The organism is Streptomyces sp. ADI95-17 (assembly GCF_003846175.1).
In the GTDB taxonomy this organism is placed as follows: Bacteria; Actinomycetota; Actinomycetes; order Streptomycetales; family Streptomycetaceae; genus Streptomyces; species Streptomyces sanglieri.
Window position 1 is genome coordinate 1,393,804 of sequence record NZ_ML123044.1, and the last position, 14,918, is coordinate 1,408,721.

At 69.3% G+C, this 14,918-nt stretch carries 15 protein-coding genes; 6 read left to right on the plus strand and 9 right to left on the minus strand.

The features are described 5' to 3' along the window. The 3 genes from EES42_RS06220 (at position 1) to EES42_RS06230 (ending at position 3,205) form a co-directional block, all read left to right on the plus strand. Positions 1-1,230, plus strand: a complete 1,230-nt coding sequence (locus EES42_RS06220) for an MraY family glycosyltransferase (protein WP_206433377.1) — start codon at positions 1-3, stop codon at positions 1,228-1,230. Between the two features lie 63 nt (positions 1,231-1,293). Next, entirely contained in the window at positions 1,294-1,863 is a 570-nt protein-coding gene (locus EES42_RS06225; RefSeq protein ID WP_124717027.1) for a DinB family protein, read from the plus strand. A gap of 181 nt (positions 1,864-2,044) precedes the next feature. Next, a complete protein-coding gene (locus tag EES42_RS06230) occupies positions 2,045-3,205 on the plus strand; it encodes an abortive phage infection protein (RefSeq protein ID WP_124717028.1) in 1,161 nt (386 codons plus the stop codon). A 34-nt stretch (positions 3,206-3,239) separates the two neighbouring features. On the opposite strand, the gene EES42_RS06235 is transcribed toward EES42_RS06230, so the two are convergent. From EES42_RS06235 to EES42_RS06245, 3 genes are read right to left on the minus strand one after another with little or no spacing between them, the layout of a single operon-like run. Continuing rightward, a complete protein-coding gene (locus tag EES42_RS06235; protein WP_241196250.1) occupies positions 3,240-3,797 on the minus strand; it encodes a hypothetical protein in 558 nt (185 codons plus the stop codon). After that, positions 3,794-5,734 carry an alpha/beta hydrolase gene (locus EES42_RS06240; protein ID WP_124717029.1) on the minus strand — a complete coding sequence of 647 codons (1,941 nt, stop codon included), beginning with the start codon at positions 5,732-5,734 and terminating at the stop codon, positions 3,794-3,796. The genes EES42_RS06235 and EES42_RS06240 overlap by 4 nt, the downstream gene beginning before the upstream one ends. 3 nt (positions 5,735-5,737) lie before the next feature. Continuing rightward, the gene (locus EES42_RS06245) at positions 5,738-6,184 is read right to left on the minus strand and encodes an amino acid ABC transporter permease (protein ID WP_124717030.1); all 447 of its coding nucleotides are present in this window, start codon (positions 6,182-6,184) and stop codon (positions 5,738-5,740) included. A 350-nt stretch (positions 6,185-6,534) separates the two neighbouring features. On the opposite strand from EES42_RS06245, the gene EES42_RS06250 reads away from it, so the two are divergent. Beyond that, positions 6,535-8,052, plus strand: a complete 1,518-nt coding sequence (locus EES42_RS06250) for a class I adenylate-forming enzyme family protein (RefSeq protein ID WP_124717031.1) — start codon at positions 6,535-6,537, stop codon at positions 8,050-8,052. A 115-nt stretch (positions 8,053-8,167) separates the two neighbouring features. Here the strand turns inward: EES42_RS06250 and EES42_RS06255 are convergent, their stop codons facing one another. The 4 genes from EES42_RS06255 to EES42_RS06270 form a co-directional block, all read right to left on the minus strand. After that, positions 8,168-8,602, minus strand: coding sequence for a PaaI family thioesterase (locus EES42_RS06255; RefSeq protein ID WP_124717032.1), 435 nt, complete (start codon positions 8,600-8,602; stop codon positions 8,168-8,170). Beyond that, positions 8,599-9,780: an aromatic ring-hydroxylating oxygenase subunit alpha gene (locus tag EES42_RS06260; protein WP_206433378.1), complete on the minus strand. Its 1,182-nt coding sequence runs from the start codon at positions 9,778-9,780 to the stop codon at positions 8,599-8,601. Before EES42_RS06260 ends, EES42_RS06255 begins: the two co-directional genes overlap by 4 nt. Positions 9,781-9,846: 66 nt before the next feature. Beyond that, complete coding sequence (locus EES42_RS06265; protein ID WP_124717034.1) at positions 9,847-10,533, minus strand: TetR/AcrR family transcriptional regulator; 687 nt, start codon at positions 10,531-10,533, stop codon at positions 9,847-9,849. A 134-nt stretch (positions 10,534-10,667) separates the two neighbouring features. After that, a complete protein-coding gene (locus EES42_RS06270) occupies positions 10,668-11,954 on the minus strand; it encodes a geranylgeranyl reductase family protein (protein WP_124717035.1) in 1,287 nt (428 codons plus the stop codon). A 97-nt stretch (positions 11,955-12,051) separates the two neighbouring features. Here EES42_RS06270 and EES42_RS06275 point away from each other — a divergent pair, with 97 nt between their 5' ends. Beyond that, on the plus strand, positions 12,052-12,570 hold the full coding sequence (locus tag EES42_RS06275) for a GNAT family N-acetyltransferase (protein ID WP_124717036.1): 519 nt from the start codon (positions 12,052-12,054) through the stop codon (positions 12,568-12,570). A gap of 95 nt (positions 12,571-12,665) precedes the next feature. Here the strand turns inward: EES42_RS06275 and EES42_RS06280 are convergent, their stop codons facing one another. Further along, a complete protein-coding gene (locus EES42_RS06280) occupies positions 12,666-13,358 on the minus strand; it encodes a demethylmenaquinone methyltransferase (protein WP_124717037.1) in 693 nt (230 codons plus the stop codon). Between the two features lie 137 nt (positions 13,359-13,495). Between EES42_RS06280 and EES42_RS06285 the strand changes: the two genes are divergently transcribed. Continuing rightward, positions 13,496-14,257 carry a DUF3152 domain-containing protein gene (locus EES42_RS06285; protein WP_124717038.1) on the plus strand — a complete coding sequence of 254 codons (762 nt, stop codon included), beginning with the start codon at positions 13,496-13,498 and terminating at the stop codon, positions 14,255-14,257. A gap of 31 nt (positions 14,258-14,288) precedes the next feature. On the opposite strand, the gene EES42_RS06290 is transcribed toward EES42_RS06285, so the two are convergent. Continuing rightward, the gene (locus EES42_RS06290) at positions 14,289-14,915 is read right to left on the minus strand and encodes a hypothetical protein (RefSeq protein WP_124717039.1); all 627 of its coding nucleotides are present in this window, start codon (positions 14,913-14,915) and stop codon (positions 14,289-14,291) included. Between the last annotated feature and the right edge of the window lie 3 nt (positions 14,916-14,918).

The window sequence follows — 14,918 nt, forward strand, 5'->3', positions numbered from 1 at the left end:
GTGAGGCCGCCCGTGCGGGACTACTTGCTCATGCTGTTCATCACGGCGGCCGTGACCCATATCCTGACCGGCCCCGTAAGAAAGTTCGCGATCTCCATCGGGGTGGTCCCCGAGGTCCGGGCGCGCGACGTCCACCGCGAGCCCACTCCGCGTCTGGGCGGCATGGCCATGTTCGGTGGGCTGCTGGCCGGACTGCTGGTCGCCTCCCATCTGCCGCATCTGGAAGAGATCTTCACCGAGAGCTCGACGCCACGGGCGTTGCTGTCCGGCGCGGCACTGATCTGTCTGCTCGGTGTGCTCGACGACAAATGGGGCGTCGACGCGCTGGTCAAGCTCGGCGGGCAGGTGCTCGCCGCCGGGGTGATGGTGTTCCAGGGGCTGACAATCCTCTGGCTCCCGGTGCCGGGCACCGACGGGATCTACCTCTCCGACTGGCAGGGCACGCTGCTGACCGTGGGGCTGATCGTCGTCTCCATCAACGCGGTCAACTTCGTCGACGGGCTCGACGGGCTGGCCGCCGGCACGGTGGGCATCGCGGCGTCGGCGTTCTTCCTGTACGCGTACCGGCTCTGGTACGGCTACGGCATCGAGGCCGCCGCGTCCACCACGCTGATCTCGGCGATCCTGGCGGGCATGTGCCTGGGCTTCCTGGTCCACAACTCCCACCCCGCCCGGATCTTCATGGGTGACTCGGGCTCGATGCTGCTCGGTCTGCTCATCGCCGGGTGCGCGGTCTCGGTGACGGGCGAGGTCGACCCGAGCCTCCTCAACCAGTCGATGGACGGCAGGTCCGGTTCGGCCGCGATGGTGCCGGTCTACATTCCGCTGCTGCTGCCGCTGTCCGTCATCGCGCTGCCGGTCGCGGACCTGGTGCTGGCCGTCATCAGGCGTACCTGGAACGGAATGTCCCCCTTCGCCGCCGACAAGGGACACCTCCACCACCGTCTGCTCCAGCTCGGCCACTCGCACCGCCGGGCCGTGCTGCTCATGTACTTCTGGTCGGCGCTGTTCTCGTTCGGGATCGTGGCCTACTCGGCGCGGGGCGCCAAGTCCTGGATGCTCTTCGGCGTCGCGTTCGTCTGTGCGGTGGGCCTGGTCCTGCTGCTCCAGCCCCGCTACGAGTTCCGCCTCACCCGCCGTCCGCTGCCGCGCGGGTCCAGGGGGCGTGTGGTCGCCTCCGGCGGAAAGCGCGCCGAGGCCGACGAGGAACGCCGGGTGCCGACCGCGTGACCGGGTGCTCCGCTCGCCGCCCGGGCGAAACCCCCTGGCGGGACAGGGCACTTGGCGGCGAGCATGGGGCACATGAATGATCAACCCGCACGATGGACCCAGGCCACTGTCTACCCCGACATGTGGGCCGACCCGGACGACGACCCCCGCAACAGCGAAGGAACCGGTCCGGACGGTGAGCTCGCGACGCTGCAGGGCTTCCTGACGGACTACCGCCTGACCCTGCGGATGAAATGCGAGGGCCTGGACGCGGAGCAACTGGCCCGTCGTTCGGTTCCGCCGTCGACGATGTCGCTGCTCGGCCTGATCCGGCACCTCGCCATGGTGGAACGGGACTGGCGCAACTGGATCAGCGACGACGAGCCGCTGCCGAGGCTGTACGGCAGGCGTGACGCGGACTTCGACGAAGCCGTCGCCGATCAGGCCCTGGTCGACGCCGCGTACGCCGACCTGGAGCGCGAGCAGGCCGCGACCGATGCCGCGCTGGCCGAGCACCCGGACCTGGGCGAGCGTCTGGGGAAGGACCGGACCTCGGTCCGGGAGCTGATGGTGCACCGGGTCGAGGAGTACGCCCGTCACTGCGGGCACGCCGACCTGCTGCGCGAGTGCGTCGACGGAAGAGTGGGCCAGTGACGGGCCCCGGACTCCCTCTCCGGACGGAGCGCGAGCACGGTTCGTCGACCTAAGTCGTCGTTCCGGGCGCGCGGTTCATCCCTTGGTCGCGCGCCCGGAGACTTTCGGCGGACGCCCGCCCCCGCACCCGCTCGGCAGACTGGCGGCGACACGTGAACCGCCGACCATCCGGGGAGTCAGGGTGCATCGCGACGTACGCAGTGAGGGAATCAGCCGGGCGAGGTTCCTGGCCGGGGCGGGGGCGATCGGGGCCGCGGCGGCCGCCGGACCGCTCCTGACCGGCGCCCCCGCCTCGGCGGCCACGACCGGTCGGCGCGACGGGCGCGGGAGCCACAAAGGGCTGACGCATCGAGGGGTCTGCTACACGGTCGGCGCGGGCGAGACCCCCGGCACCGCGTGGAGCACCGCCCGTATGCGCCGGGACCTCCGCGCCATCCGCCACGACATGCACGCCACGTCGATCGAGGTGACGGGCGACGGCGTCGACCGCCTCAACGCCACCGCTTCCGAGGCCGCCGAGCTCGGCCTGCACATCTGGCTCCAGCCGACCCTGGGCGACCGCCCCCCGTCGGAGATCCTCGACCACCTCGCGGAGACCGGCCGGCACCTGGAGCGGCTGCGCCGCCAGGGGGCGCGGGCCGATCTGAGCGTGGGGTGCGAGTTCTGGCTGTTCGTGCCGGGCATCGTGCCCGGCGCCGACGCGCAGGAGCGGATCCGCAACCTGATGGAAGGCAACTTCGACCCGGAGCAGATGATGCGCCGCCTGTCCGCGTTCACGGCACGGGCCGCCGCGGTCGGACGGTCGGTCTTCGGCGGCAACCTGTCGTACGCGGCCGCCCAGGACGACGAGGTCGACTGGAACCTCTTCGACATCGTGGGCATCGACTACTACTCGCACTTCCCCGACCGCGCGGACTACGTGCGCGAGCTGCGCTCGTACCTGCGCTGGGGCAAGCCGCTGGCGATCACGGAGTTCGGCACGTGCACGTACGCGGGGGCACCCGAGCAGGGCGGCATGGGGTGGGACACCATCGACTACACCAAGCAACCGCCGGAGATCAAAGGCGACTTGGTCCGCAGCGAGCGGACCCAGGCCGCCTATCTCACCGAACTCCTGGGTGTCTTCGAGGAGATGGGCCTGTACGCCGCGATGGCCTTCGAGTTCGTCACCGCCGACGCCCCGCACTCCCCCGTCCCGCGCTACGACCTGGACATGGCGAGCTACGCCGTGGTGAAGCCGGTCAAGGACCGGTTCGACGACCCGGAGTCCGACTGGCACTGGGAACCGAAGCAGGCCTTCCACGCACTGGCGCGGTGCTACGGGCGGGCGGGGCACCGCTGAGAGGCGTCGGTGGGAGGGACGCCCTGGCGACGGGTCACGTCCGGGAAGAGGGAGCGCTCTTCGCGGACCAGAAATCCGACTTGACGTCAGGGATGGGGGTCATTTTTCCAGAATAGTCCGGGCCGACTGTCTCCGCTTTCGGCGGAGACACCTCGGAAACGTTCACACAAGGCGTCGCAACCTCAAAAAATGCCTGTCCTGCACCGCCGATGAGCACGCGCACATTGAATTGGTCGGGCGTCCTGTAGTATATGGCCGGCATATCCGAGTTGTTCACCGATAGCTGCTTGTATCCCTTCCCCTCCCAGTAGCGCTCGATCAAGCCCAGAAAGCTCCCCCGACGTTCCTCCGAGATGATCGTCATGACCGCCCGGCGCCTCTGCACGTCGCAGCTTCCCTCAGTCGACCGCTCGTGCGTCCAGTGCACCTCCGGCTTAATGGCGGCAAATGTACCGTCGAGGATCTCATCCGCCCGAACCGCCGCCTCCTGCATATCCATCTTTACCTCCTGTTCAGCCGGATCACCCGATTCACCGCACCCAGCCAGGAGCAGGGCTCCAGCCATCAGCACCATGGCCCTCGAAACCCTCATCGAGGCGTCTCCAACTTGATCTCCTCAGACTTCCCAGCCACAATCTTGGCAATATTGTCGGCCGATTCCTGGTCTTCGTCCGGGTTGAAATAATTCGAATGCGCCGACATCTTTCCACGGTCTTCGATGATGGTTGCACCGTCGTCCACCATGAACCGTGTGGCTCCGAAACTCTCACTTGCAGGGTCGGTGCCGAACCAATGCTCGCTGGGGTCGGTTTGTGCGTCTTGCGCGTTGTAGCCGGCGATTCCTCCGACGAGGGCGCCGACACCGCCACCGAAAAGCGCTCCCGGCGGGCCGGCCATACCGGCTCCCAGAACAAATCCGGCCGACCCTCCACCGACCGCTCCGGAAGCCATTCCGGAGGCTTCCGCATGGTTCGGGAGTTTGGTGACGATGTCATTGTCGGCTGCGCCCACATACACGTGGTCCTTACCCACATTGAGGTCCTGCGCGTTGTCCGCGCCGGTGCCGGGGCTTCCGACCAGGATGATGTCATCGGCGCCGGGGATGCCGCCTTTCTCCTGAGCAGCGAGCCCGACCGTGAGGGATCCGTAGGAGTGCCCAATGGCGGTGACGTGCGGGTTGCCGCCCTCGTGCGTTGCGGAGATCCCCGCCATGAACGCGTTGTAGTCAGGGGCTCCCGCCTCGGCATCGTTCGTGAACATCACGCTCTTGCCGCTGGCCAGATCGCCAGGTGTCGTCTGCGGCGCATCATATCCGAGCCACACGATCGACGAGGTTCTGCTGGACTGATCGACATGGTGTGCGCCGAGAGCTGTCTGCAACGCGCGGTTCACTGTTCCACCGGCGAAGTCCGCGTCCAGCTTGGTGCCGAGTCCAGGGACATACGCCGAGACGTTGTCGGCGGTATCGGGGTTTCCGTAGGCGATGATCGCGCGGCCGTTTCCCTCATCGCCGATGCCCAGCAAGTACATCGGCGGCTCGCCGCCCTCCTCCAGCTTCTCCTGAATCCCCTTCAGACCACCCAGCATCTCTCGGGAAGCGTCATCATGCTTCACACCGAGTTGCCCGATGAGCAGCTGAAGATTCTCGCGGTTCGCCTCATCGCGCGCCGTCGCCGGAATCCCGTCCAAGTTCCCGATCACCCCTGGAAACGCAGACAAATACTCGTCACGCTGCTCCTGACTCAGGTGGTCCCACCACTCCTTGCGTTCAGCAGGAGACTTGTCGAGCGGAAGCTGTTTCTCCAGGTAGTTCTGGGCGGCCTGGCTCACCGCGTCGGCATCCGAGCCCACGTCCGCCCACGTCCTGGTGTCGACCGTGAGGCCTGGAGCCGCCTTGAGCTTGTGGAGTGCCGAGCTGTACCGGGCGTCGATCTCGTGTGCTTCCCGCATGGCATGGGCGAGGCGGTCGGCGACGTCCTGGGCCTTGGCGCGGTGCGGGTTGGGACTCTTCAGCGCGGGTGTGCCCGGAGCCGGTGCGGGGTCCAACATGCCGTTGGCGTCGCGGTACAGCCCCGGATTCCCAGCACCGATGAGGCCGTTGTTGCCCACCACAGAGCCGCCGGGGTGCGGGTCGCCGGTCAGGTCGTTCTTACCGCCGGCTGGGTAGTCGATGCTGCCGCTGTCGTTGACGGTGTATCCGAGCGAGGCAGCGTCATCGAGGGCGTCGCGCAACCGGCGCTGTGGGGCGCCGAGTTCGGTGGCGAGCCCGTCGAGGGCGCCTCGAACGAGGCCCGTCTCGGTGCGGATGTAGTGGTAGTTCGCGCTCAGCCGCTTCAGTCTCTTGACCGCTGCTCGGGCGGACTCGCTGTCCTGGGTCTTGGTGAGCCTGCCGCCCATGTCGCCGTCGACGCGTTCGCGAGCGGCATCGGCGAACGCGGATGCGGCACGCCAGCCGTCGGCGGCGTCGGTCAGTTCCGACAGCTTGAGGTCGCGGAACCGCTGCCATGTCAGCCCGGGTTCTGTGGCCATGGTCTACTCGCCCCTCCTCGTGCCCGGCACCACGACCGCCTTCGTTCTCTCCGCCACCCCGGCATCCACTTCGGCGAAGTCCACAGCCACCTGTCGCAGTTTCGGCTCCAGAGAACTGCACTCCTCACGGACACGACCGAGGCGTTCGTCCCACGAGGTGAGAACGGACTTGAGTGACCCGAGGCTGGACAACCCGGCCAGACCGCTGGAAATGCCGTCATGAGCCTTGCGCAGGTCGACCTTCGCGGTGATCGTGCTGGTCTGGAGGCCATCCGCCGTGCCGGCCGCCTTCGTCCACGGGCCGCCCTTGTGCCTGAGCGTTCCGGCACCGCCACCGCCACCGGACGGATCGGCGTGGCCGCCCTCCCCCGGAAGGCCGTTGAGCTGTAACCGAGCGGTGTGCCGCTCGGCCACCTGCGCCTTTACCTGTTCCCACTCGTCCCACGCCATGCACACGCCTTCCCCCGCGACCCGGGCCACCACCCGGGTGAATTCTCCGGCCGTGTCTGCTGTACTCGCCGGAGGTGGTCGCCACAGAAGTTACCGACGAGGCGCTCATCGTCACGTCCGTACGGTCACCCAAACGGGCCCTGAGTATCCGTACCTACCAGCCACAGCTACGGGGAGCCATTGACGCGACACTGCACTCATCCGCCCTCACACCAGGGGTTGTTGGGGCTTCCCCAGGATATTGAACAATGATTCAATCCTTGCTGAGCCGGTTGGAGCGCCACCCAGGAGTCGCGGCAGGGCCGCGCTTCGTCGAGCCACGGCCGCGACCGTATGTGGAGAATCCTGCAGTGAACCTGACGTGGATGCTGGAGAAGTCGGCTCGTACCTCCGGCGCGAAGCCCGCCGTGGTCTCCGACCTGGGCTCGATGACCTACGCCGAACTGCTCTCGGCTTCGAAGCGCGCGGCTGCCGTACTGCGTGACCGCGGTGTGCGGCCGGGCGACCGCGTGGGCGTGATGATGTACAACACTCCCGCCTTCGCCGTGGCGGCGTTCGGCATCTGGCGGGCCGGTGCGGCACTGGTGCCCATCAACCACAAGCTCACCGCACACGAGGTGGCGTACGTCGTCGGGCACGCGAAGGTGCGCCTGGCGATCGTGGCGGAGGAACTGGCCGGGCGCGTGCACGAAGGGGCCCCCGATGCCGTCGCTCTCACCACGAGCGACACCGGCAGTGGCGAGTTCGACCTGTGCGTCGCGCAGGCACAGGAGTGGAACGGCGTGGAGGTCGGGCCCGACGCCGTCGCGCAGGTGCTCTACACCTCCGGAACGACCAGTGCGCCCAAGGGATGTCTCCACTCGCACCGCGGCCTGTCCAGTGTGCCCGCGTACACCACCGCGGCCACGGGTCTGCGCCGCGACGACCGGTTCCTCATCGCGATGCCGATCTGGCACGCGGCGCCCCTGAACAACTGGTTCCTGTCCATGATGTACCTGGGCGGCACCGTGGTCCTGCTCAAGGAGTACCAGCCCCTCGCCTTCCTCGAAGCCGTCCAGAAGCACCGGGCCACGGCGTTCTTCGGCGCCCCCATCGCCTACCTCGCCCCGCTGAAGACACTGGAGGCGGCGGGGCGTGACCTGTCCGGCTTCGATCTGTCGAGCATGCGGCTGTGGGCCTACGGCGGTGCGCCCCTGGGAGCGCGGACCGTACGGATGCTCCAGGAGGCCTACGGATCCGACCGCTTCTACCAGGTGTACGGGATGACCGAGATGGGCCCGGTCGGCTCCGCCCTCTACCCCGAGGAGCAGGTCACCAAGGCCGGGTCGATCGGTGCGGGGGGAATGCCCGGCGTGGACATCCGCGTGGTCGGGCCCGACGGCTCCGATGCCCGCGCCGGCCAGACCGGGGAGCTGTGGCTGCGCTCGGGCACGCGGATGATCGGCTACCTCGACGACCCGGTGGCGACGGAGCGCGCGTTCGACGGCGACTGGTACAGGTCCGGGGATCTGGCACGCGTCGACGAGGACGGTTACCTGTTCATCGTCGACCGGCTCAAGGACGTGGTCATCACCGGCGGCGAGAACGTCTTCTCCCCCGAGGTGGAGGAGGCGCTGCGCCAGCATCCGGCGGTCCAGGACTGCGCCGTCATCGGCCGGCCGCACGAGGAGTGGGGAGAGACCGTCGTGGCCGTCGTGGAGGCGAACGCGGCCGTGACACTCGATGAGTTGCGCGAGTTCCTCGCCACGACGCTGGCCAAGTACAAGATCCCCCGGGAACTGGTGGTCCTGCCGTCCCTTCCCCGCACGCCCTCCGGCAAGGTGATGAAACACGTCCTGCGCGAGCAGGCGCTGCCGGGTGAGCACTGACCGCACCGCACCGCACTGCGCCGCACCCACACGGTTGAACAGGGCGGCCCCTGACGCGAGGACGGGTGTCCCCTCGCCAGGGGCCGGGGAGGCGGCGGTGGGCGGCCGTCCGCCGTCAGTCCTCCTGTGCCGGGCGCTCGCCCGCCGTCACGATCGTCCCTTGCGCCACGGCGACCAGGCGCTCGTCCCCCTCCGGGGACGCGACGTAGATGGAGCACTGGCACACGGCCTGCCGCCGGGTGGTGGCCGTTGCCTGCGCGCGGGCGATGACGACGTCGCCGACCGCCGGCTTGATGTAGTTGATCTTGTATTCGGCGGTGAGCGCGTCGCCTCCCAGGGCGAGTCCTCCCGCGAACGTCAGCGCGTTGTCCGCCAGGTAGCTGAGGACGCCTCCGTGCACGAAGCCGTGCTGCTGCTGGATCTCGGGCCGGTTGGAGATGCGGATCTCGGCCGAGCCGGGCCCCACCGAGGTGAGCTCGGCGCCCAGGAACATGCTGAAGGGCTGGGCCTTGAAGATGCCGTGCGCGAAGTCGCTGAGGTCCGTGGTCATGAGTGCTGTCCTGTCGTCGCGCGGGTGGTGGACGGAGTGCCGGCGGTCTCGCCCGGACCGGTGAGCCGCTCATCTATGTTGTTCTGGAATATCGAGAGCAGGCCCTCCGCGAGTCCCAGCACGTGGTGATCGCTGCCGCCGTGGAGGAGGTGGCGCTGCACGTCCTCGGCGATGGCGAAGTCCTCCTGGTCGAACACGGTGTCGTTGGTGAACCGGAACCGCTTCTCCAGGGAACTCTGCCCGGCGGAACCGGCGAAGTCCTCGGCCCGGTAGAGCATCTCGTGGGTCCAGATCGTCCGGTCGGGGCTCAGCGGCCAGAACGTGTTGATGGACACGTAGTCGGGATGCAGGATGAAGAAGGTGTTGGGGAAGAGCGTGTAGTACACGGAGGCGTAGTCGAGGATGCGCCACTCCTCCTCCGGCTTGAGGGCGCACTCGCCGATGTTGGTGCGCGCCGCGGACAGCCGGATGTGCGGCCCGTCGCTGTCGTGGGCGATCACGCCCCTCTTGAAGGCGGCCGCGAGCGTCTCCCGGTGGAGGTAGGGGACGTGGTAGCCCTCCAGGTACGTCTTGATCAGCAGCTTCCAGTTGGCTTCCTTGACGACCTTCGTCTTCTTGTACTGGATCAGTGAGGCCACGTCGAAGTTCACGAGGTCCTCGAAGAACGTCCCCAGGAAGCCGGGGATGTCGAGCTCCGCCCCGGGTGTCCGGCCGACCCAGATCAGGCCACCGGCCTCCGTGGCCGGCAGCTCCACCAGCCCGTAGTCGCACGGATTCACTCCCGGGAAGTCGTGTGCCCGGGTGATGCCCTTCAGCGCGCCGTCGAGCCCGTAGACCCAGCCGTGGAAAGGGCAGACGAAGTTCTTCACCGTGCCGGCGGGCGCCTCCGCGATCCGGGCACCGCGGTGGCGGCACTGGTTGTAGAAGGCGCGGACCCGGCCGTCCTCACCCCTGACCACGAAGTACGGGAACTGGTCCCAGTCACTGGTCAGATAGGCCCCGGGTTCGGCCAGCGTCGACGCGTGACCCGCGATCAGCGGGTACTGGGAGAAGGCCGAGGCGATCTCCTGCTCCAGGAGCCCCTCGTCCGTGTACTTGGTGATCGGAAGTCTGACGACCTCATCGAGCATCTTCTCGTCGCGGCGCGTCTCGCGCAGCGCGAGAAGGCGCTTGAGCATGTCTACCTGTTCCCCGTGTTGCATCTGTCCCCCACGTCCAGATCAAGCCATGAACCATTGTTCAATTTATGGTACGGACGATGCAGGAGCGGGGCAACGATCCTCCGAAGCAGGTGTGGACGATCCGTCTGGCGCGTAACCCAGCGCCCGGAAGCAGAAGTTGCGGATTTCCGCCACCAACTGCACATCCGGAAGATCCGTCCCCGTCCCGCCGGAGACGACCGGCGAGAGCCGCCCGATCAGTGCTTCGGCGATGGCACCGATCGCCGCCGAGGCCGCGACGTAGGCGTTCTGCTGTGCGAACAGCTTCGCCGCGACACCCTCGCCGATGACGCTCTCCCCCAGCGCGACATACTCCCGCCGGTAGCGGAGCCGCTCCTCCTCGACCAACGGGGAGACCGGCTCGAAGAGCAATGACCACGCCAGTCGGCGCCCCAGCAGGGCCCGCCGCGTGAAGGTACTGACGAGCGCGTCCAGACGCGCCGGCGCAGTGGCAGGGGCTTCGGACACCGCGTCGCGTACAGCGGCCAGTTCACGGTCGGCAGCACGCCGGAAGACCCGGGCGAGCAGTTCGTCCCGGCTGCCGAAGTACGAGTAGAGGGAGCCGGCACTCGCTCCGCACGCACCGGCCACCGCGGTCACTTTCGCCCCGGCGAAGCCGTGGCGGGCCACCAGGTCGTGCGCCGCGCGCAGGAATGCCTCCTCCTTCTCCTGGGCGTTCCGCCTCGTACGTTCCGTATGCCGATACACCATCGCTGCAGCCCCGGGCCTTTCCCTGTCCTGGTCGAACACCACTCAGTGAACCAGGACCACGGGCCGGCACCGCGCCGGTGACGTCGATCGGGAGCAGGAGGCGACCGCGGGCCCGGGGTGGCCGTCGCGGAGGATCAGGCCTTCGGGGCCACCTTCGAGAGCCCGTTGATGACGCGGTCCATCGCGTCGCCGCCCGTGGGGTCGGTGAGGTTGGCGAGCATCTTGAGGGTGAACTTCATCAGCAGCGGGTGCGTCAGGCCGCGCTGGGTGGCGATCTTCATGACCTTCGGGTTGCCGATCAGCTTCACGAAGGCGCGGCCCATCGTGTAGTAGCCGCCGTAGGTCTCCTTGAGCACCTTCGGGTAGTTGTTCAGGGCCAGTTCGCGCTGGGCGGGGGTCGCGCGGGCATGGGCCTGGACGATGACGTCCGCGGCGATCTGGCCCGACTCCATGGCGTACGCGATGCCTTCGCCGTTGAACGGGTTGACCATGCCGCCCGCGTCACCGACGAGCAGCAGGCCCTTGGTGTAGTGCGGCTGGCGGTTGAAGGCCATCGGGAGGGCGGCGCCGCGGATCGGCATCGTCATGTTCTCGGGGGTGTAGCCCCAGTCCTCCGGCATCGAGGCGCACCACGCCTTGAGGACCTCGCGCCAGTCCAGCTCCTTGAACGCGGAGGAGGAGTTGAGGATGCCGAGGCCGACGTTGGACGTGCCGTCGCCCATGCCGAAGATCCAGCCGTAGCCGGGCAGCAGCCGGTCCTGGGGGCCGCGGCGGTCCCACAGCTCCAGCCAGGACTCCAGGTAGTCGTCGTCGTGGCGGGGCGAGGTGAAGTACGTACGGACGGCGACGCCCATCGGGCGGTCCTCGCGGCGGTGCAGGCCCATGGCGAGCGACAGCCGGGTGGAGTTGCCGTCGGCGGCGACGACGAGGGGGGCGTGGAAGGTGACCGGGGTCTTCTCCTCGCCGAGCTTCGCGTTGACGCCGGTGATGCGGCCGGTGCGGTCGTCGATGACCGGGGCGCCGACATTGCAGCGCTCGTACAGCCGCGCGCCCGCCTTCTGCGCCTGGCGGGCCAGTTGCTCGTCGAAGTCGTCGCGCTTGCGGACCAGTCCGTAGTCCGGGTACGAGGCGAGGTCGGGCCAGTCCAGCTGGAGGCGGACACCGCCGCCGATGATGCGCAGGCCCTTGTTGCGCAGCCAGCCGGCCTCTTCGGAGATGTCGATGCCCATGGAGACGAGCTGCTTGGTGGCACGTGGGGTGAGGCCGTCGCCGCAGACCTTCTCGCGGGGGAAGGCCGTCTTCTCCAGGAGCAGGACGTCCAGTCCGGCCTTGGCCAGGTAGTACGCCGTCGTGGAGCCGGCCGGGCCTGCCCCGACGACGATCACATCCGCGCTGTGTTCGGAGAGGGGCTGCTCGGTCACGGTCGGATCTCCCGAAGACTCGAAATCACGTGCCGCGCGGCACCTGTCCCGTGCAGTCTATTGGGGTCCGCCGATCAACTCTCCGAAGGGCTCCCAGATGTCGACCGTGCTTCCCGGTGCTCCCTCCGTACAGCTGCGCGTGCCGATCGACGAGGACACGCTGTCCTGGCATCGCGCGTTCGACGATCCCGAGGTGATGGAGTTCTTCGGCGGTACGTCGGAGGAGCTCTCGATGTACGAGGAGTGGACCGCCCGCCAGCGCAGGCTCGACGCCGAGCTCGGCTACTGCCTGTGGACGGTGCTGGGCGCGGACGGCGAGGTGGCCGGCTTCACGGGCGCCCAGCCGTGGCCGCGGGCCGATCACGGCCCGGTCGGCGAGATCGAGATCGGCTGGCGGCTGGCCCGGTCGGCCTGGGGCCGGGGTTACGCCACCGCCGCCGCGCGCCTCACGCTGGAGCGGCTGCGCGCGGCCGGGGTGGAGCGGGTGGTGGCGACGATCGACGCGGAGAACGAACGGTCCCTGGCCGTGGCCCGGCGGCTCGGAATGGAGCGGGCCGAGAGCTTCACTGCGCCGGGGACGGGCCGGGAGGTGGTCTGCTTCCGGTTGGCCCTGTGACCCCGGCGCCGTGAACGCGGGCCTCGGTCGGTGTCGTCGAGGGACCAGGTGGGCAGGGCCGCCCGGTCCGTCTCGGAAGTCGCCGAACCGTTGTCTCAGGGGCGTACGCCCCGGTGCAGCGCCACCACACCGCCGGTGAGGTTGCGCCAGGCGACCTTCGACCAGCCGGCCCGCTGGAGCGCGGCCGCGAGTCCGGGCTGGTCGGGCCAGGCGCGGATGGATTCGGCGAGGTAGACGTACGCGTCGGGGTTGGAGGACACCGCGCGGGCGACCGGCGGCAGCGCCCGCATCAGGTACTCGGTGTAGACCGTGCGGAACGGCGCCCAGGTCGGCGACGAGAACTCGCAGATCACCACCCGGCCGCCCGGCTTGGTCACCCGGTACAGCTCGCGCAGCGCCGCGTCCGTGTCCTGGACGTTGCGCAGCCCGAAGGAGATCGTCACCGCGTCGAAGGTCTCGTCGCGGAACGGCAGCCTGGTGGCGTCGCCCGCGGTGAACGGCAGCCAGGAGTTGCGCTTCTTGCCCTCCTGGAGCATGCCGAGGGAGAAGTCGCACGGCACGACGTACGCGCCCGTGGCGGCGAACGGCAGTGACGACGTCGCCGTGCCCGCGGCCAGGTCGAGGATCTTCTCCGCGGGCCGGGCGTGCACCGCCTTCGCGACCTCCTTGCGCCACAGCCGGGCCTGGCCGAGCGACAGCACGTCGTTGGTGAGGTCGTAGTTCGCCGCCACGCCGTCGAACATCGTGGCGACTTCGTGCGGCTGCTTGTCCAGGGATGCTCGGGTCACCCACCCATTCAAGCAGCCCGGTCCCGGGCGCTCCGCGCCGGTCGCAAGTCGTTACCCGAGTGGACTGAACCAATCCGTTCCACCGACGGTCAGACTGGAGGGGGCACCGAGCCACCGGGATCCAGGGGGGAGCCCAGATGTCCGTACGAGACGCACGCGTCCGGTCACAGCCGGAACGCCGCCGAGGGCGCCTGCTCGTGGCCGTCGCCGTCCCGGTGGCGCTGCTCTGTGCCGCCGCCGTGCTGGGGCCGCGGGAGAGCACCGGCGCCGAGGGGAAGGCGTCCGCGCCGTCCGCGTCCGGGAGTTCGCCGAGCACCGGCACGTTCACCGTCGCCGATGCGCCCGATGCCGGCGGGGACAGGGGCGAGGCCAAGAAGGACAAGGGCGCGGGCCGGAGCAAGGGCATGGCGTACCGGGTCGAGGTGGAGAACGGATCGGGCGTCGACCCGGACCGGGCCGCCGCCGAGATCGCCCGGATCCTGGCCGCACCACGCGGCTGGTCGCACCACGGCGAACACACCTTCCTCCGGGTCTCCGAAGGACCGGCCGGGCTCGTCGTCCGGATCGCCACGCCGGAAACCACCGACGCCATCTGCGGCAGGAGCGGCCTCGACACCCACGGCGAGGTCAACTGCCGGGTCGGCACCGACGTCATGGTCAACCTCAAGCGCTGGCAGCGGGGATCGCCCGAGTTCCACGGCCCGCTCGCCGAGTACCGGGCCCTGATCATCAATCACGAGGTCGGCCACTGGCTGGGCCACGGCCACGAGACCTGCCCGGGCAAGGGCCGCCCCGCCCCCGCGATGATGCAGCAGATATACGGGCTGAAGGGGTGCGTCTCCAACGCCTGGCCGTACGACACCGAGGGCCGCTATCTGGGCGGCCCGCAGGTCCCGTGAGCCGGCCCGCCGTACGTATCGACCGCGGGTGTCAGCTGCGGCGGAAGACCAGCCGGCCGCCGAGCACCGTCGCCGTGCAGCTCCCGGCGCCCTCGGCCCGCAGGGCCGCCAGGTCCGGTACGTCGAACACCGCCAGGTCCGCGGGGCCGCCGACGGTCAGCGCCGCCGCGAACGCGTCGCCCGGCTCCGGCACGGATGCCAGCGGGTCGAGCGACGCCGCTTCCGGCGCCGGGCCGGGGGCGTGGACGCGCAGCCCCGAGCGGGCGACCGCGGTACGTACGGCGGGGCGGGTGAACGGGCCCCGCACGGCGGTCGTGCCGTGCCGCAGCATCCGTTGCAGCCCGCGCCGGGCGCTCGCGCCCCAGCGGGCGTCGTCCATGCCGAGTGCGGTGAGCGCGTCACCGGTGAGCGGTTCGGTGCCGTGCTCGTCGGCCTCGCGCGGGTCCGGGTGGTAGGCGGCCTCCAGCAGCGCGGGAGCCGCCGCGTTCAGCAGCCCGGGGGTGATCAGCCCGGACCAGCGCCTGACCCCGGCCTGCGGACGGGCCGCGGTCAGCTCCGCGTACCGGCCGATGGCGACGACCGCGCCGCCGTCCACGGCCACCGAGTCCGCCCCGTCCGGGGCGCCGATGACCGCGTCGGCGGCATGGACCGTCAGCAAGGG